Source organism: Burkholderia vietnamiensis LMG 10929, assembly GCF_000959445.1.
Lineage (GTDB): Bacteria > Pseudomonadota > Gammaproteobacteria > Burkholderiales > Burkholderiaceae > Burkholderia > Burkholderia vietnamiensis.
In genome coordinates, this window is sequence record NZ_CP009632.1 from 688409 (window position 1) to 706995 (window position 18587).

At 59.2% G+C, this 18587-nt stretch carries 10 protein-coding genes and 8 pseudogenes; 4 read left to right on the plus strand and 14 right to left on the minus strand.

Annotated features, from left to right (window positions below):
• Nucleotides 1-84: 84 nt before the first annotated feature.
• Together istA (AK36_RS28095) and istB (AK36_RS28100) are read left to right on the plus strand one after the other, a co-directional pair.
• Nucleotides 85-1275, plus strand: a pseudogene (istA, locus tag AK36_RS28095) (IS21 family transposase); the annotation flags it as partial.
• Nucleotides 1274-1900: pseudogene (gene istB / locus AK36_RS28100) on the plus strand (IS21-like element helper ATPase IstB); the annotation flags it as partial. The pseudogenes istA (AK36_RS28095) and istB (AK36_RS28100), both read left to right, overlap by 2 nt.
• A gap of 99 nt (nt 1901-1999) precedes the next feature.
• Here the strand turns inward: istB (AK36_RS28100) and AK36_RS32210 are convergent.
• The 8 genes and pseudogenes from AK36_RS32210 to AK36_RS32225 all read right to left on the minus strand — a co-directional run.
• A pseudogene (locus AK36_RS32210) lies at nt 2000-2308 on the minus strand (IS3 family transposase); the annotation flags it as partial.
• A gap of 68 nt (nt 2309-2376) precedes the next feature.
• Nucleotides 2377-3150, minus strand: coding sequence for an IS21-like element ISBcen13 family helper ATPase IstB (istB, locus tag AK36_RS28105; protein WP_045579747.1), 774 nt, complete (start codon nt 3148-3150; stop codon nt 2377-2379).
• Complete coding sequence (gene istA, locus AK36_RS28110) at nt 3147-4175, minus strand: IS21 family transposase (RefSeq protein ID WP_041494180.1); 1029 nt, start codon at nt 4173-4175, stop codon at nt 3147-3149. The genes istB (AK36_RS28105) and istA (AK36_RS28110) overlap by 4 nt, the downstream gene beginning before the upstream one ends.
• Before the next feature lie 343 nt (nt 4176-4518).
• On the minus strand, nt 4519-5475 hold the full coding sequence (locus tag AK36_RS28115; protein ID WP_045579748.1) for a nucleotidyl transferase AbiEii/AbiGii toxin family protein: 957 nt from the start codon (nt 5473-5475) through the stop codon (nt 4519-4521).
• Nucleotides 5459-6280, minus strand: a complete 822-nt coding sequence (locus AK36_RS28120; protein ID WP_045579749.1) for a type IV toxin-antitoxin system AbiEi family antitoxin domain-containing protein — start codon at nt 6278-6280, stop codon at nt 5459-5461. Before AK36_RS28120 ends, AK36_RS28115 begins: the two co-directional genes overlap by 17 nt.
• Before the next feature lie 1164 nt (nt 6281-7444).
• Nucleotides 7445-7603 (minus strand): annotated as a pseudogene (locus AK36_RS32220) (IS3 family transposase); the annotation flags it as partial.
• Nucleotides 7604-7617: 14 nt separating this feature from the next.
• Nucleotides 7618-8637, minus strand: coding sequence for an IS30 family transposase (locus AK36_RS28125; protein ID WP_080484403.1), 1020 nt, complete (start codon nt 8635-8637; stop codon nt 7618-7620).
• A 50-nt stretch (nt 8638-8687) separates the two neighbouring features.
• Nucleotides 8688-8834, minus strand: a pseudogene (locus AK36_RS32225) (IS3 family transposase); the annotation flags it as partial.
• A 44-nt stretch (nt 8835-8878) separates the two neighbouring features.
• Between AK36_RS32225 and AK36_RS34820 the strand changes: the two are divergent.
• Nucleotides 8879-9274: pseudogene (locus AK36_RS34820) on the plus strand (helix-turn-helix domain-containing protein); the annotation flags it as partial.
• On the opposite strand, the pseudogene AK36_RS28130 reads toward AK36_RS34820, so the two are convergent.
• Nucleotides 9265-9939 (minus strand): annotated as a pseudogene (locus AK36_RS28130) (IS3 family transposase); the annotation flags it as partial. The pseudogenes AK36_RS34820 and AK36_RS28130 overlap by 10 nt on opposite strands.
• A 74-nt stretch (nt 9940-10013) precedes the next feature.
• Here AK36_RS28130 and AK36_RS32235 point away from each other — a divergent pair.
• A protein-coding gene (locus tag AK36_RS32235; protein ID WP_106919343.1) for an IS5-like element IS402 family transposase occupies nt 10014-10831 on the plus strand; the annotation gives its coding sequence in 2 pieces (ribosomal slippage) (nt 10014-10362 and nt 10362-10831; 819 coding nt in all).
• A gap of 10 nt (nt 10832-10841) precedes the next feature.
• Here AK36_RS32235 and AK36_RS32240 read toward each other — a convergent pair.
• From AK36_RS32240 to AK36_RS28145, 5 genes and pseudogenes are all read right to left on the minus strand, one after another.
• Nucleotides 10842-11720: pseudogene (locus tag AK36_RS32240) on the minus strand (IS3-like element ISBmu11 family transposase); the annotation flags it as partial.
• 793 nt (nt 11721-12513) lie between these two features.
• Nucleotides 12514-13074 (minus strand): double-CXXCG motif protein, encoded by a 561-nt coding sequence (locus tag AK36_RS32250; RefSeq protein WP_224383420.1) that lies wholly within the window; start codon nt 13072-13074, stop codon nt 12514-12516.
• A 235-nt stretch (nt 13075-13309) separates the two neighbouring features.
• Nucleotides 13310-13735 carry an NTF2 fold immunity protein gene (locus tag AK36_RS32255; RefSeq protein ID WP_072465499.1) on the minus strand — a complete coding sequence of 142 codons (426 nt, stop codon included), beginning with the start codon at nt 13733-13735 and terminating at the stop codon, nt 13310-13312.
• A 69-nt stretch (nt 13736-13804) separates the two neighbouring features.
• Complete coding sequence (locus AK36_RS28140; RefSeq protein ID WP_080938783.1) at nt 13805-14329, minus strand: SMI1/KNR4 family protein; 525 nt, start codon at nt 14327-14329, stop codon at nt 13805-13807.
• 9 nt (nt 14330-14338) lie between these two features.
• A complete protein-coding gene (locus AK36_RS28145; RefSeq protein WP_045579751.1) occupies nt 14339-18586 on the minus strand; it encodes an RHS repeat-associated core domain-containing protein in 4248 nt (1415 codons plus the stop codon).
• Between the last annotated feature and the right edge of the window lies 1 nt (nt 18587).

The window sequence follows — 18587 nt, forward strand, 5'->3', positions numbered from 1 at the left end:
TCTCGATGGTGACGTTCATCGTCGGCTTACCCTTTGGGGCGTGATCCCCCAAGGGAGGCTGCGATGAGCCGACGGAGAATCGAGATGCACCAATATCGACAGGTTCTCGTGCGCATTCGCCACGGGGATTCCGACCGCGAGCTGGCGCGCTGTCGCTACATGGGCCGACGCAAGCTCGCTGCACTGCGCGAGTTGGCCGAGCAACGCGGCTGGCTCAAGCCCGATGCGCCGTTGCCGGATGACGCCGAGATCGCCGCAGCGCTGGGCTCGCCGCGCAAAGCCACGTCGACCGTCTCAGGGCTCGAAGTCCATCGCGCCTTGATTGCGTCTTGGCTCGAGCAGAACGTGCCCGGCACCGCGATTCTGGCCGCATTACGGCGCGAGCACGGCTACACCGGCAGCTATTCGTCGGTTTATCGCATGATCGTTTCGATCAACGCCGATCGGCCGCCCGACGCCACCGTGCCGCTGAGCTTTGCACCAGGGGAAGCCGCACAGGTGGATTTCGGCGCCGGCCCGATGCTGCCCGACGCCGACGGTGTGTTCAAGCGCACGTGGGCGTTCGTGATGACGCTTGCCTTCTCGCGACACCAGTACGTCGAGTTCGTCTGGGACCAGACGGTCGCGACTTGGCTCGGATGCCATCGCCGCGCGTTCGAATGGTTCGGCGGTGTCCCCACGCGCGTGATCATCGATAACCCCAAATGCGCAATCACGCGTGCCTGTACATACGATCCCGTCGTGCAACGCGCCTATGCGGAATGTGCCGAAGGGTACGGCTTCCGCATCGATCCTTGCCCACCGGCCGATCCGCCCAAGAAGGGCATCGTGGAAGCCGGCGTCAAATACGTGAAGGGCAACTTCTTGCCGCTGCGCCAGTTCCGCGACTTCACGGACCTGAACGCGCAGGCGCGTCATTGGGTCATGCACGAAGCGGGGCGCCGCATCCACGGCACTACGCGCAAAGTACCGCTCGAGTTGTTCGAACTCGAACGGCCCCTCATGCGCGAACTGCCCGCCGTCGCGCCCGATCTGGGCACCTGGCACAAGGTCTCGGTCCACCGGGACTGCCATGTCGCGCATCAGCGCATGCTGTATTCCGTGCCATTCTCGTTGGTCGGCAAGCGGTTGTGGCTGCGTGCGACCGATGCTTCGGTCTGCATCTACGACGATTACCGACTGGTGGCTTCGCATGTGCGTGGCCGTCGCCCCGGCGACCGGCTCACCGTGCGCGACCACTTGCCGCCCGAGGCTCGCGCGTTTCTCGCTCACGATCGCCCGGCGTGAACAGAAGAAGTTTGCGCTGCGCATGCGACGCGCCGCCTTCCGCACCAGCAAGACACTGGAGCAATTCGACTTCGATCGGTTGCCGCAATTGAACCGCGCACGCGTGCATGATCTGGCCGGCGGCCGTTACCTCGGCGAACATGCACCGGTGCTCATCGTCGGGCCTTGCGGTACCGGCAAGAGCCACTTGGCGCAGGCCCTTGGTCATTGCGCCGTACGTCAAGGCGTCGACGTGCTGTTCACCACTTGCACCCAGCTCACCACGAGCTTGAATGCCGCTCGCGCCACCGGCGCCTACGAGCGCCGGCTCGCCAGCTTGATGCGCGTCGAATTGCTGATCATCGATGACTTCGGGCTCAAGCCGCTGCGTCCGCCCGCCGACGAGGATCTGCACGAACTGATCGCCGAGCGTTACGAGGCTGCGTCCACCATCGTCACGAGCAACCTCGATCTGACCGAATGGGATCAAGCGTTCCCGGCCAATCGATTGCTCGCCTCGGCCACGCTCGACCGATTGCGTCACAACGCTTACTGCCTCGTGCTCGACGGTCACTCCTATCAAAGCCCGAGGCACCCTCCGGAGCATCACTTGAACCTTGCAAACGCCACCTAAACGGCCCATTCTTGAACCCACCAAGATGCTCGTTTCTACCCGCTTCTACTGGCGCCTATATGCCGGAAATACCCGGCTCCTTTATGCCGGAAGGTGACACCGTGTGCACAGTTCGTACACCGCGAGCTGCCTGGTCGCCAATGACACGGCCGGTCGGCCTGCCTTGCCAACCACGCGTTTCCTGGTTTCCGGATAGCGCTCGCGAACCCACGCCGTCAGTATCTGCCGACAGGGATAGCCTAATGCCCTGAGGGTGAAGCTGAAGCTGCGCCCGTGATTGACGTAATGCTCAAGTGCCAGGTTCTTCTGTTCTTCTGAGTACTTTGGCTTTACGCGAACATACTCTTTCTGCAGATCGCCACTCTTCTCGAATTCCTCGCACCACGCCTTGAGAGAATTCTTCGTCGGGTTGTCAAACGCATTTGAAATCTGAGCCACTTCGCGCCTGATCGCGCAAAGTAAAACTGAGCCAGTCGTTACTTCTTCGATGTCGGGACGTGCCCGGCTTTGCGTTGCTGTTTCAGTCTGTAGCTGTCTCCTTTGATCTGGATGATGTGGGCATGGTGGGGGATGCGGTCGAGCATCGCTGCAGTGAGGGTGGTGTTGCCGCCGAAGGTTTCGTCCCACTGCGCAAACGGCAGGTTGCTGGTCAGGATCATCGAGCCACGCTCGTAGCGCTTGGCGACGATCTGGAAGAAGTGACTGGCCTGATCGCCCGAGAGCGGTAGATAGCCGATCTCATCGACGATGAGCAGCCTCGGGCCGAGAATGTTGTGCCGAAGAACGGCGTCGTATCGCTCCTGTCGGCGTGCAGCCTCGAGCTGTAACATCAGATCCGCCGCCGTGATGAACTTCGTCTTGATGCCGGCCTGCGTCGCTGCATATCCGATGGCGATCGCGAGGTGCGTCTTGCCCACGCCCGACGGACCAAGCAACACGGCGTTCTCGCCTCGCTCGATGAAGCGTAGCGTGGCAAGCTCGTCGATTGCCTCGCGCGGGACCCCGACGGCGAAGCTGTAGTCGTAGTCATCCAGTGTCTTGATGGCGGGAAACCCGGCCATGCGCACCAGTGTTTGCCGCGAACGAACTTGCCTCGTCTCTCGTTCGTGCGCGAGCGCGTTCTCGAGGAAGTCGAGGAAACTCCATTGCTTGGCCGCCGCGTCGCTGGCCAGAGCGACGTATCGGTGCATGAGTCCCTCGAGCTTCAGGCTTTGGCAGTGCCCGTCGATGCGTTCCTGCTGCAAGTTCATGCGCGCACCTCGGTCAGTAATTGCTGGTAGACGGACAACGGGTGCTGGATCGACATCGCGGGATCAACGCGCGGCCGAGCGACGGCGCGAGCCGGCAATCGGGGCAATGTGTAGCCAGGCATATCGAGCAAGCAAGCCCGTTCTCGTTGCTCCAACAGAATCGCGGGTGCCTGCCCGGTAACCGGATGCACGCGCTGGTTGGCCACGTCGCGCAGCCATTTACTCACCTCGACGTTCGCAGTCGCGGCATCGAGCATCAAGCCGGATTGTTTAAGCTGGCTTGCCAGCGGCACATAGAAATTGCCGCGCAGATAGCGGTGGAATCGCTCGACCTTGCCCTTGGTCTGCGCGCGGTACGGTTGGCACAATCTGGGCAGGAAGCCGTACCGCTTGGCCAGATCGAGCAGGCCGGCGTGCCAGCGATGTTGGCCGTCGCCATAAGCATCGCGTTCGACAACGATGGTCTTGGCGTTGTCGTAAAGGATCTCGCGAGGAATGCCACCCAAGGCTTCGAACAGCGCATGATGACAGGCAACCAGCGTCTCGGCGCGTTCATCGGTGGTGAAGTGTGCCCAGCGCCAACGACTGAAGCCGAGCGTGGCGGTGAAGGCGTAAAGCGGGTCGGTGCCTCGTCGGAAGACAACGAAATCGCACTGCATCTGCCGACCGGGCTCGGTCTCGAACCTTACGACTGGATCGGGCTTCGGCATGGGCTTATGCGTGTTCATGAAAGCCTGCAGGCTTCGCAGTTGGCCCTCGTAGCCGCGCGCCCGCAACTCGCGCAGCAGCGCCGGCGCTGCGATGATCTCCGGTGCTGCGGCCCTCATGCGCTCGATGATGTACGCCTCGAACGCTCCGAGCTTGGTTGGCCGCGGTTCACGCGGCTTGTAGCGCGGCACTTCCTCAGCCGACAGGTACCGCGCCACCGTGTTGCGAGAAATGCCCAGGCGCCGCGCGATCTCGCGCTCCGATACGCCTTGGGCTTTGAGCACATGGATTTGCATCCACTGTTCCTTCTGGAGCATCGCCAGCCTTTGCGCGCAAAAGGCTGACTGTACTGAAAGGTGGCTTAGATTTACTTCGCGCGAAGTGGCTCATTATTACTTTGCGCCCAACAGGGTAACCCAACTGGCGGATTGTCGCCTTGACGCGCTTTCCGAGTTTCAGGTACAGCTCGACCGCCCGAACGCGGTCTTCGTATGAATACATGGACTACCTCCAAAGTAGTCCAAGATTTTGTCCGCATCCCCCATGGCCCGCCTTGGATTCCCGAACTTTATCGATTTCTATCGACGCTGCGCCTGTTTCGTCCTCAACACCCATAATGAGCCTGATTCATAAGGTTTAAGTGGTCGCGTCGTTTTAGTCTCAACGTGACGATCTAGCGCCGACGATCCGCGTCAGCGCTTCTTCCAACAGCCCCCTATCCGCCGCTCGTTTTGCGTCGGTGCGCTGGGCCAGGTTGAGCAGTTTGCGTCGCACGGCTGGCAACCCAGCCGCATGCGGAAGTCCGATCAGATCGAAGTCCGGCCGCTCACCTTCAACTGATCGCAGAAATGCGCACGACGGCTCATCCAGCCACCCGGCCACACGCGCCAGCAGGCGCTCATGGATCTCCAACAGGACCTGGGCTTCGACAGGCTCTGCCGTCATCCCCCTGAAGTGCGCTTCAAAGGTCGCGGCGAAATCCGCAGGCACGCGGGGCGCCAACATTTCCCACGCAGGCTTGGGGCTGCAGGTTAGGTAGACAAGAAAGGTTCGCCAGAGCGCCTGATCCGCCCGCTCGTCTTCCAGCAACAAGCCGACATCGAAAAGATCGCGCGGATGCTGTCTGGACAGTGCCGCAGCCAGCTTGCCGGCATAAAGGTCGGCGAAGTGCAGCACCTGCACCGAAGCAAAGCCAAATGCCTCCTCGACCCTCGGGCGCACCACCATGTTCCGCGCGGGATGCACCGTGCCGCGCATCACCGGCGTCGTTTCGATCTGCACGCGCGCACGACCGCGACTGGTCACCAGTCGCGTGACGCCTGCGCCCTCGCCTGCCGACAATTGCACCTGCAGTTGCAGAGGCCGGGCGCGCAGCACATCAGCCAGCCGCCCAAGCGCTTCAGCGATGAGCCTTGCGTCCTCGGCATAGTCATGCACCGGCAACCAGGCCAGATCAATGTCCACAGACAACCGGGGCAGGTCGTGCTCGAATAGGTTGATCGCCGTACCGCCTTTGAGCGCGAAGCGCGGCTCTTGCGCCAGCGCCGGCAGGATCTCGACCAGCAGCCGTACGCGGTCGGTATAGCGCCGATCCCCGTGGTCAAGCCAGGTGTTCATCGAGGTCTCCCGGCAAGGTGATCTGGTAGACTGAATGCAAGCGGCCGCCAGGCACCAGCGCGCGCTTTCCCCGACCCAGATCGATACCATCCCGCGGCACGTGCGGTAGCCATGCATGCCGATGGCGTTCGGCCAACGCCAGGAACAGCCGCTTGGCTTTGATGCTTCGGCAATGGCGCAGTAATACGCCGACCCGCTGCGGCCGCAGTGTGGTCATAGCCTGCATCAGCGCATCCACCTCGTAGATCAAGGCAGCGTCTGAGGCGTCAGCGCACAGCTCCAGCATGGCCCGCTCCGGCGTGGAACACACGAAGGCATCGGCACCGGGTGCGGCCTGATGCCACGCTAGGCCCTGTTCGGACAGCATTGTCGCGGACGTCTTCGCCTCGAACGGCATGGGTGGCCAATCGAACGGCCCCTTCCCCAGATACTCGAAACACTGCGTCAGAGGCAGTTTGCCAATCCAAGCGGGTGGCCGCTCCGCCCCATACAGGGTGATCGTGCCGGCATCGCCCAGACGTAGATAGTGCTCGTGCCCCTGCAGGCTGAGTGCAAAACGACCTCCGACGTGCAGCGGCATACCCTCCCCGACCTGCATGCTGCGAACCACGCCCTCCCACTGTAGGCGCCCACTCTTGCGCATGTAGACGCCGCGCGCCGGCGACACCAGCCAACCGCTGCTCACGTAGCGCGCGACAAGGCTATTGGAGTAGCCGCGAACCCGCAGCCAGCGGCTCGACACCAAGCTCGTATCACTCAGCTCAGCTAGCAGCAGGTTTAATTTTCCATGATTTTGTTCACTCATAGTGAACAAAATACACCTTCTGGAAACTTCTGCCAAGGCAGGGTGGTTTGAATTTGAATAAAAAAGATCACTCTTAGTGATCTTTTTCTGCGACAGGCAAACCAGACTCGGCCTAGGCGCGCCCGGTACAAGGAAATCCGGAAGGCCCCTCTTCTGATCTTTGCAGTGTCGAGATCGACGACAAATCGATATGTGGGTGGCTACCTACCACCGAGCGCTCAAACCCTTAATTCTCTCCGCACCGCGGAGAAAATTAAACAATCTGTCTGGCGATGCCCTCGCCTTTCGCCACGCTAAATGTAGGCGCTTGCAATAGAGATTCAGCACCGTTTGTGACAAAGCCGCCTCTCCGGCGGTCCCACCCGGATCGGAAGAACCTCCACGCCCTCGGCGCCCGCGCCAAGCATACAGAAGCACCTCGAGCGTAGGGCTTTGACGCGGCGTCCTGAAATGAAGGGTAACATAGCCCTTCCTGTGTTACCCTTCATTTGCGTTGGCGGCACGCCGTGGCATCACCACGCGACAGCCGCAGCAGTCCGCCCTCGGCCCAACAGTTCGGCGAGCCGCATTTCATGTTGATACGCACTGACATGCGTCCCGGGCAAACGACATCGCCAATATCTCGACGCCGCGCAGCCGCCAGCGTAATCGGCAGCCCGTCGATTTGCCGCCACGTAACCATCTGGTGGCCGACCTATCGTTTATATCTGGCCATCAGAAATTTAGATGGGCGCGATTCTCGCCTCCCCGGCGAACGCGACCAAGATGCCTTTCCCGGGCGTTTGGGGAGAACCTCGGACTCGCGGCATTGGCCACTACGCCTCCAACTGGAACCACCTATGCGGCGCTGACACGCGGCGCAACGCGGCCGACCTCAAACATTAGTTCACTCACCAATTCAGGCCGCGTCTCCTCGACCAGTCGACCATGCGAACATGGCCGCACCTCACCAACACTGGTCGAATACCACAACCGGCCCGTGTACCCTTCGTCGCACTCCCGCCAAATGCCGGTCACCTGGCATACAGCCAACCCCTCATCATTCGCGGCACGATCCAACACATATACCGCATAGCTCCCAGGTTGCCATCCGCGCACGTCCGGGTCACTCGCAGAGGGAGAAAGTGAGGTTCCCCCGGTTTTTCGCCTTCCAGAGGCCCCGGGTTATGCGGCCGCATCCCTTGTCCGCTGAGCCACCAACCAGTCTTGCATGAACTGGGTTGGCGATATGAAGCCGAGCGATGAATGACGACGACTGCGGTTATAAAACACTTCGATGTATTCAAACAAGTCCGCGACGGCTTCGCGGTGCGTGCGATACCTGGCGGTCTCAAGAATCAAGTGCAACGTTTAGCCAACCCGGTGGCAGCCAATTCCATCGCCATGGCCTCTTCGGGGGTTTTCCAGTTGAGGGTTTGACGAGGGCGTCCGTTCATCAGCTTGGCAATATCGTTCAACTGCATCTGGGTCACGCCTGACAGGTCCATTCCTTTGGGTAGAAACTGGCGCAGCAGGCCGTTGGTATTTTCGTTGCTGCCTCGTTGCCAAGGCGCGTAGGGATCCGCGAACCAGATATCCAGATTCAATCGTTCAGCCAGCTCGACATGACAGGTCATTTCCGATCCGCGATCGTAGGTCAGGCTTTCCCGCAGAAAGGCCGGCAGCTTCTTCATCTGGCGCGTGAAGCCTTCCAGTGCATCCTCGGCCGTGCAGCCATCCATGCGGCACAGCACCACGAAGCGCGTCTTGCGCTCGACCAGTGTGCCGACGCAGGAACGATTGAAGGCCCCCTTGATGAGATCGCCTTCCCAATGACCGGGCCATTGGCGCGTTTCGATTGCCTCGGGCCGATGGACGATGCGAAGTTCTTCCGGCACAAAGCTCTTGCGGGCCAGCGTCTTGCGTGCGTTGCCACGCACCGGTTTCTCCTGACGCAGGGCCTCAATCATGGCCTGCTTCAAGCCGCCGCGGGGATGGGTATAAATCGCCGCGTAGATCGTTTCGTGGCTGACTCGTTGCTCGGGGTTGTCTGGATGCATCTCGCGAAGTCTCGCAGCAATTTGCTGCGGCGACCAGCACCGATAAACCAGATCGTGATGCACCCGCCAGTACAGCGTGCTTCCTGCTGCCAGTTTCGCCTGACGCCGACTTCGCTCGCGGCGCGTCCGATAGGCTCTGGCCGCGCTTGTGGCGTCATAGCAGCGAGGCGCTTCCGTACGATTGCGCGCCAGTTCTCGTGTGATCGTCGACGCGCTGCGGCCAAGCAGCCTTGCAATCGCTCTGACGCTCGTGTTCCGGGCCTTCTCGATCATGATCACCGCGCGCTCTTCGGCGCTCAGATGCTTGTAATTCGTCATCGCAACACCCTATCTCATCAAAGGTGTTGCACTTGAAGCTAGAGTCTAAGCCTCGTGCCATGCACGCGCTCGTTCTTCAGGCTGTTGAAGAAGCTTTCCGTCGGCGCGTTATCCCAGCAGCTGCCTTTGCGGCTCATCGAGCAGCGCATGCCATACGAGTTCAGTTTGCGCTGGAAGTCGTGGCTGGCGTATTGGGCGGATTCAACTGGTCGTCGCAACATCTCCAGATTGGAGGTGTTGAATGGGACGACCACTGGGATGGGGCTCGGAACAAACGGGAAGGCCCGTCATGCGATCACCTGGCAGACCGGGTGTCAATCAACTCGATTCGAAGCGAGCATTCTGGAAGTGCATTGCACAAGGTATGGAGACCGAGGCCGCAGCGCTGGCGTGTAACGTATCGCAACCGTTGGGGCCGCGGTGGTTTCGTGAAGCGGGCGGCATGGCACCGATCGACCTGGCGCCACACTCTGGGCGTTATCTGTCATTTTCGGAGCGCGAAGAGATCGCGCTACTGTGGGCGCAGGACTGCAGTGTTCGTGAGATTTCGCGAAGGCTGGAACGGTCGCCTGTTAACGCGCGCGCAGAATTGACCCACCGGGGATGCGGCTATTTTCTTGGACTGATTTACGTTGCTAACCCGAGGCTTTCACGGTACTCGATGGGGCTGAGATAGCCAAGGGAGCCCTTGATCCGTTTCTCGTTGTACCAGCGAACGTAGGCGTCCAGTACCTCAACGAACTCCGCGATGGTCGTCGAACGCCAGTCTCCTGTATAGAACATCTCAGTCTTTAGCCTGCCGAAGAATCCCTCACAGGCCGCGTTGTCCGGTGAACAGGCTTTACGCGACATGGAGGGGATCAGCTTAGCCTTCGCAACCCGCGATAGCCAGCCAGGCCAACGGTAGTGGCCACCCCGATCGGAATGCACGATCGGCGTCTCGTCGTCCTCGGTCACGGTCTCAATAGCCGCATCTAGCATGGAATTCACGAGCTCTGCGTCGGGGCTTGTGCCAATCGACCAGCTGACTACCATCCCATCGAAGCAGTCGATCATGGGCGATAGATATACCTTCCCCGCAGGAATCTGGAACTCGGAAATATCCGTCACCCACTTTTCGTTGGGGGCGTTCGCGTGGAAATCGCGATTGATGATGTTATCTGGGGCAGGGCTGATTTCCCCGATATAAGAGCGATATCGGCGCCGCTTGGGCCTTGCTGCGTGGAGGCCGCCTTGTTTCATGAGGCGACGCACGACTTTCTCCGATAGAAACACTCGTTGCCTGCTAAGAGACGGTTTCAAAAAGGCCCCGTGGGGCTGTTAACTTTCGCGGTGAGCTGTTAACCTCAGGCATCGGAACAACCGAGACTGAGGAGATGGCCAAGCCGATCATCGACGATGAATTGTGGGCACTGATCGAGCCGTTACTGCCGCCACCCAAGCCGCGGCGCGAGAAGAACCCGGGCCGCCTGCCTGTTTCGAATCGCGCCGCGCTGACCGGCATCCTGTTCGTTCTCAAGACCGGACTACGCTGGCGCGACCTGCCGGCCGAAATGGGATGCGGCTCGGGCGTGACATGTTGGCGCCGGCTGCGCGATTGGCAAGCAGCCGGTGTCTGGGATCGCTTGCACGAGCTACTGCTCGCAAAGCTGCGCGCAGCGGACCAGATCGACTTCTCACGAGCCGCCGTCGATTCATCATCGATTCGCGCCGTTGGGGCAGGCCAAAAACTGGGCCAAACCCCACCGATCGCGCGCGACCCGGTTCCAAGCACCACATCGTCACCGACGCCAACGGTACGCCGCTCGCCGCGATCCTGACCGGCGCGAACGTCAACGACGTCACGCAATTGCTGCCGCTGATCGACGCGATTCCGCCGATCCGCGGATTGCGTGGCCACCCATTGCAGCGGCCGCGTGTGGTCTACGCGGATCGCGGTTACGACTCCGAGCGACATCGGCGCGCGTTGCGCGATCGCGGTATCGAGCCAGTGATCGCCAAGCGCCGTACCGAACATGGCAGCGGCCTTGGCAAATATCGCTGGGTCGTCGAACGCACGCATGCCTGGCTGCATCACTTCCGTCGTCTCCGTATTCGTTTCGAGCGCCGTGCAGACATTCACAGCGCGTTCCTCAAACTCGGTTGCTGTCTGATCTGCTGGAATACCCTTCGGCGGGCCGATCAGTCTTTATGAAACCGTCTCTAAGCGCTGCTTGCACCCGACGATAGCCGTAGGATCGGTGATTGTCCTCGAAGATCTCTGCAACGGTACGACGGACATCTGCATATTTGTCGGCAACCCGTATGGGCGACCGATGATAAAAATAGGAGCTGCGCGCCAGGTCCAACCGCTCAAGCAGCTCAGTCAAACCGTATTCTTCTCTCAGGGCGTCAACCAGCTTCGTCTTCTCCCGATTGCTCAGGAGTGGCAGGTCGACGCCCAGGTCTTTTTTTACGAGTTCATTCGCCTTCTTCAACAGGTCGTGTTCAAGCTTCAGATTGCGAATGTCGCGCCGGAGCTCTTCGACCTGCCGCTCCAGTTCGTCCCGATCCGTCTCTGATGGTGATCCCTTGTCGCGCTTCATGGATGCAGGGGCCCCTCGGCCGAGTAACTGGTTCTTCCAGTTGTACAGCGACACCCTGTCGACGTCCAGCTTTTGCGCCACCGCCTGTGCACTTCCTTCCCGTGTGCACAGTTCGTACACCGCGAGCTGCCTGGTCGCCAATGACACGGCCGGTCGGCCTGCCTTGCCAACCACGCGTTTCCTGGTTTCCGGATAGCGCTCGCGAACCCACGCCGTCAGTATCTGCCGACAGGGATAGCCTAATGCCCTGAGGGTGAAGCTGAAGCTGCGCCCGTGATTGACGTAATGCTCAAGTGCCAGGTTCTTCTGTTCTTCTGAGTACTTTGGCTTTACGCGAACATACTCTTTCTGCAGATCGCCACTCTTCTCGAATTCCTCGCACCACGCCTTGAGAGAATTCTTCGTCGGGTAACCCAACTGGCGGATTGTCGCCTTGACGCGCTTTCCGAGTTTCAGGTACAGCTCGACCGCCCGAACGCGGTCTTCGTATGAATACATGGACTACCTCCAAAGTAGTCCAAGATTTGGTCCGCATCCCCGGTGGGTCAAATTTAGCTGCGCGCCAACATGCACCTTCTCGCGGTCCGAGCAAATGCGACACCATGCACCCCGCACGATCTCGGTACCGGAAGTCTCCCATTCGTGCCCAGCAGCACACCGGAAACGATAGCGCTCTGTCAGTTTCGTGTAGCCGCTCGACAAACACTTCCCGCCTCTCGCTCTTGCCGCGGCTCGCATGCCCGTCATCCCATCCGGATCGGCCATTCGCCTCGAATGTTGCACCCTCGCGCAGAGCACGCACCAAGAGCCTTTTCGCAGATTCTCGGCAGTCTTCTCGAAAACGTGCCCTGCCTTACATACAAACTGGAGTCGTGTGCCTCGGCCCGCGTACTGCTCCGAAAGACAGCGGCCGCCGGCGTGGCGCGCGAGTTGATGGATCTGACGAAGGACCTCGTCAACGCGACATGCCGGACACTGGACCATCGTGTAGAACAGATAGGAGCCGCATCGGCTTGATTCGTGTCCCTTGCGACATCGAAATCGATACTGCGCGTGCCAGCCTTTCCATTCAGATTCCAGCAACTTCAGTCCGTATGGACGAAGAGCCTCTCGCATTCGCTTCAACTGATCGAGTGACAACGTTGCAGCTCCGCTAAATTCCTTTCGTTGGCGTACCCGCGCATAGAGGCCTAGAAGTCCACCACCCCGATGCATGATTCTCACACGTTACTCTCGTGAAATCGAGGACACCTGGGCCATTCTCTGACCAGTCACCGGGAGTTGCGAAATCCTACTTCTCAGATTGCGAAATGACCCCTCCGAAATCGAACCCTTTTAATTCATTTTGCTCTACAAGCTCCCTAAAACGCTCGGATACAAATACTGAGGCAGGACTTTCTTTTAGGCGAAATATATCAACCCCTTCAATGCGACTCTTCAGAATGAATATTTTATTAAAAACCGTCGCCTGTGGGTAGACTTTGAATTTTGATGCGTCCATATCGACAGCATTCTCGATCACCCGGGTTACGTGAAATCCGAACATGTCTTTTATCGGGGCCTCGACCTGCAATATCTCCCCGCTGTCACGAATTACCGGCGCCAATACATCAAGCGCCCTCTCACTAAACAGGAGAAACGGAGATAGCATCGTATGAACGTCGCTGGTCTTTTTTCTGCGCGAAGTACCCCACGTAAGCTTAACGGGGTCATAGTCTCGGCCAAACCCTCGCCCACATAGAGCGGTTGCTCGTATAGCTACGCTCTTGTCATATGCGATTTCACCGCCATCATCGACTTGAACGAGAGGCTGAAATGCTTCATCCTGCCTCAAACCGTAAGCGTTACTCACGCACCGCCCCACATCCAAATTCCATAAATACCGAGAATCCATCAGCTATTACGGCGCGGCGCAACTCCTCGCGCATCCCGGCCTCACACGGCTCAAGAAAAAATGTCGGTGTGTCACTCTCAGCACCCACGACATCCAGACCGATACTATTTACCTTTCTGCACGGAATCAAAGGGTGTCCCATTCCGTCAGGCTTGACAACGCCCAATCAGAAAAAAGGGGGCGAACGGCGTTGTTAGAGAACAGAACGCTGCCATTTGTCGTTAAAATTGAGAAACTCTTTTTTCTTCACCATCCATTTACCCGCCTTTTCTTTCATCGTGAATCGGGATATCGTCAACATTCCCAATGTCTGGCGAACGGTGAAAACCACCTCTCCGTCTGTGGATTCGACGCTATCTTCAACATCAGTTTCAGGATCGTATGTCGGCGGATCCGAACAACCCAAGTCAATCAAACGACCTTGGTTTGTTTTCTCTTGGAACGCCCATTTCTCCAAAATAGCAGAAAGATCTTTCCGTGCACGGTCATCAATACCAGAAACATCGCCACCACTTTTCAGAGCACTATGCTTTTTCTCGTAAAAACCCTTTTCCCATTGATTCATCTCCAACATAAACGATCGCAACGCCGTTCGCGCTTGCTCAAAATCGTCATTCATCGCCTTCAACCCTTAATCATTGAAAATACCGCCCTAGTGCGAGACCTCAGCGACGATGACATACATATTTTAGCCAGGCCAGTCGTCGACCGCGACGAACTGCATTTGTTTTGTTCCGGCGACGATCATATCCAGAAATGCCGAGAATCCATCGGCTACATTGTAGAGGTTGCCACAATCTGACACCTCTGCAATATCCGGCTTCGCTGTGTCATCCGCATGCAGATGCGTTCTATCCCAATACAGGACCTTCTCAACGTTATCGAATCGCGCCAGTGCGTAGTAATTACCCCCTGGATCATCTCCAATCACAAAGAAATCGTTTAGAAAATCGATCTCACCTCTGACACGTTCGTTTTGCGCGATTAAATCAAAATTCTCGTTGCTCGTTCCGACTCCAAAAAGCGAAGCAAACGAAATCATTCCATTATCGACACCAGGAAAATCAAAATCAAGATAGTCGGCGCCACCAATGAATATGCCGTTCCACTTCTTCAAAAAATCCTTGTAATCCGTCGAAAGAACGAATCCGAGTTCCGCCTCCAATTTACCGAGGAGCGGCTGTGCAGGTTTTGCTCCATACAGAACTGGCACCTTACCTCCTTAACACGACGATTGATTCTTCAAATTAGAGACGCCACCCCTATGGGTGAATTCACTGTGAATATCCTTCGGAATTTCCTGCATCGTTACCATGTTCTCGTGGTGGTGCCAAGTATTTTTCGTGTAATCGGCGGGGCTTCCTGCCTTAGCATCCGCCAATCCAAAGTCCCCTGCTGGCGCCCTACTGTGATTTCCTTTCAGCCCCTCAACGTCTACAGATCTGACCTCATACGGCTTGAAATCAGGATAACCATTTGGATAACGGACAACCGTTCCTTTTGCGTTGGTATATACCCACGTCCCCGACTCCACCTCGACGTGAACGGTACCACCTTTTTCAAGCCATTTCGTCACATCCGGAGAGTTCAACGGTTTCTCCCCGAACCAGCCCCACGGATCGATCCATCCTGTAGGATTGGGGGCATACGCATACAAATTGTCGCCACCCAGCAGCCCGATCGGATCGTGGTTAATGAACCGGCCTACATCAGGGTCGTAGAACCTGAAAGTATTATAGTGAAGGCCCGTGCTTTCATCGGCATATTGTCCGGCATAGCGGAGCGGCTGATCCGTGCGTGCCGAAGTCAGTTCTCGGCTGTTCGGCTTGACCTTGCCCCACCCCGTATATTGCCCCGCCCACGCTAGCTCTCCAGCTTCGTCTGTAACTTCCAATGGGGCGCCCACCAGATCCGTATGGAAGTGGTATATCCGCGACGCCAGCTTCGCCGTGTCGATCGCTGCCGCCGCCAGTGCGTTCGCGATAACCGCATCAACGCGTGCCGCTGGAGAGTACGACGCATCTGGACTGTATACGTAACTGCTCACGCCAGTCTCGCGCACCTCTTGGGCGAGCCGTAGCCCCTCCCATACGAACCGCTTCGTCTCGCTGCGCAGTTTTACGCCACGCAGGTCGTAACTGGTATCCGTCTTCGCAGTCCGCCTCCCGATCGGGTCGAATTCAAACCGAGATTCGACCGTGCCACGCGCGTCGTGCGTTAGGACTGCGATCAGTCGGTTCTGCCCGTCGTAGGTGAACCGCTGCGTCTGGTTCGCTCCGCGCAGCTTCGTCGTCAGATTGCCAAACGGATCGTACTCGAAACGGAGATCTTGCCACATGAGCAGGCGATTGCCTTCGACGTACCCCCGGCTGCTGCGCTGCGCATCGTCAAGCAGGTTGCCGGCGCCGTCCCACGCGAATTCTTCAACTTGCCGATCCATCGTGTTCACCCGCCGGGTCAGCTGCCCGGCAGGATCGTAGTTGTACTGCGTACTGCCACGGAGGCCGTCGCTCATCTCGATGAGCTCGCCAGCGGCGTCGTACCCGTAATTCCGCCACAAGTGCCCGCGCCCACGACCCAGCGCTTCGGGTTGGAATCCTGCCGACTGCCAGACTTTCCGACCAAGCGGATCGTATGCGGAACGCTGAGTCAACCGCCCCTGTGTGCGCATCACTTCACGATGCAAATCGTCACGCTCGAAGTCACTCACCACCTGATCGCCACAACGGATCTGGTGAACGTGGCCTGAACCATACCGCAGGATCTGCAAGCTCTGGTCGTGCGGCAACGCTAGCGTTGTCACGTTGTCGAGCGCATCGAGCACATATTCGACTGTGCCGTTTACGCCGTGCTCGGCCATAAGGCGACCCGCTTTGTCGTATTCGAAGCTCACGACGTCCGGAGTGATGCCAAGCGCAATACCGGCTGGAGTTGGCGTACGCTCAACTTTCACCGTCCGGTCGCCCTTGTCGCGCTCAAAGCGGGTTACCTCGGTCGGCGTATGCTGAACCTTCAGATTGCCCATCCGGTCGCGCTCAAAGCGAATAGTGCGAACCGGGCGATCCGCATTAGCGCCATTGACCGGGGCCCCTACGATATCAAGCGTGAGCAATTCGCCAGCGTCCCCATACCCGAACCGCCGTTCCACGCCGTCCGGTCGCATCTCAGTCAAGAGCCGACCGCCGGCACTGTACGTGAACGCATAGCATGCGCGGTCCTGCAGTAGCTCTCGAAGCCGCCCGTCGGCATCGTACCGATAACGGGTCCGGCGCCCTGCTGGATCGCTTATCTCGACGACCTGGCCACGCGCATTGCGTAGCGACTGTCGGACCCTTCCGCCGAGGCCAACGTGCCGAACCAAAAGCCCGGCTGCATCGTATTCGAAGGCCTCCGAACTTCCGTCGGGATATGTGATGCGGACCGGCTCGCCGGTCGGACGCACATCGTACGTGATGCGCTGACCAAGCGCGTTCTCACGCATAACCGGCAGACCGAACGGATCAAAAGTGGTTCGCGTCGCTTTGCCGGAACAGTCAGTGCGCGCGACGAGCTCGCCAAGCCTATTCCACTCCAGAGTCTTACGCCCCCCCAGCGCATCAATGTGCGCGAGCGGGAGCGAGGTCAGCCCTTTCGGATACTCGTAACGGTTTTCGCGGCCAAGCGGATCCTGACTCACCAGCAGCCGACCCTGCGGATCGTATTCTGCACGCCAGGCACCACCGTCAGGCCCGACAATCTCCACGGGCCGCATGCTGTTACCGTCATAGCGAGTGCGAGTCGTGCGACCGAGCGGATCGGTCTCGGCTACGATCCTGCCCGCGTCGTCGTACTCGAACTCGGCCGTGCGCTCACCCGGCAGCATCAGCATCACCGGCATGTCGGCGTCGTTGTACTTGATCCGGTAGAGTCCCCCGTCGAAGTCGGTGTACTCGACAATCTGAAACTGTGCGTCGAAGCGCCAGTGCACGGTGCGACCATCGGCGTGCCGGACGCGCGTCTGCCGGCCATCGACGTCGTATTCGAACGACCAGTCCTCGCCCTCGCTGGTGCGCGTTGCGACGACCCGCGGCTGTCCTTCGATCGTCGCCCACACATAACTAGACGTGAAACCCAGTGCGTTCACATGACTCGCCATGAGGCCGTTGGTATATGCGAACTGACGCACGACCGCGCCATTTGCGTCCGTCACCGACGCCAGCTGGCCGTTCTCATCGTATCCATAAGCGACGGCCAGCCGGCGCTCATTGCCATGAACGAGCGTGACCGCGCTAAGCCGTCCGTGTTCCTGCTCGTAATCGAGCACGGCATTCAATCCGCCGCACGTCAGAATCTCGGCGACGCGGCCGCGGCTATCGCGCTCGAACTGGCACCACTGCCCCGCCTGATCCTCGATGCGGCGCACCCAAGCGATGCGGCCGGAGTCCGGCTCGTATCGACCGAAGTCGTAATACGTCTCGCTAATGTCATGCAGGATGTAGCGGCCGTCGGGCGTACAGGTCAGATAGCGTTGCTCGGCCTCGCTGAACGCGGCTTGCCCGGCACGCAGCAACGGAAATCCGCTCTCGCGCCCTTGCGCGTCGGTGTACCAAAGCCGCCCGTCGCGAGCATGGAGACGAAGCTCCCACGGCGCCACCCAGCCGCGGCCAAGCGTCCCTGCATAGTCGATACTGCTCGAATAGAACCGCTTGATCGCGACCGGCATCGGGCTGGGGATCACGAAGTCGGTCTCCGATTCGGCCAACAGGATCTTTCTTCCGGTCGTGACGTCGACCGGGTTGCCGAACATCCCGCCGAGCGCCTTGTTGATCGCTGGCCCGGCAACGTACCGCCCGAACGCCTCACCGAGCACGTACCCGCCGATGAACTTCGCAGCGCACGGCAGCACCGCGCGCGACAGCCCGCCAGCCTGCTTCAACAACCCACCCAAGCCGCCGACCAGCCCCGCCAGCACGAACGCCCATTCCGTCGCCGTTCGCAGCCACGGCGGCACTTCGTCTTCGACTGGTAGGTATGTCTGCGTGCCGCCGTGAAAGAACGTGTCGTGAGAACCGTCGCCGATCGTCGCGCCGCAGGTGATCTTGTCGTCCTTCCGCGCCGCGGGCCGCCCGTTGATGAAGATGTTCGTCGATCCTTGCGCGACAAGCGGAATGGGATTGTGCTTGCTGCATGCCACGCCGCTTAACGTCGCATAGGCCGCCGAGAGGGAGTTGACGTAGACGTCCGGCGAACCTGTAATGATGTTGCCGGATTGCGAGCTGAACATCTTGCCGATCGACTCTCCTATTGATAGGAGAGCCTGCGCTCCGATACCGGCCATCATGCCGGCCAGCAACGCGACGCCGAATCCGCATGTGAATGTGGCGAAGGCGACCGCGGCGATCAGGGCAATGCCCAGCACGGCTCCGACCAGAAAGCCCGCAAGCGCGCTGGTGTGATCGATCGGGTCAGTGACACGTGCAGCTTCGTACACG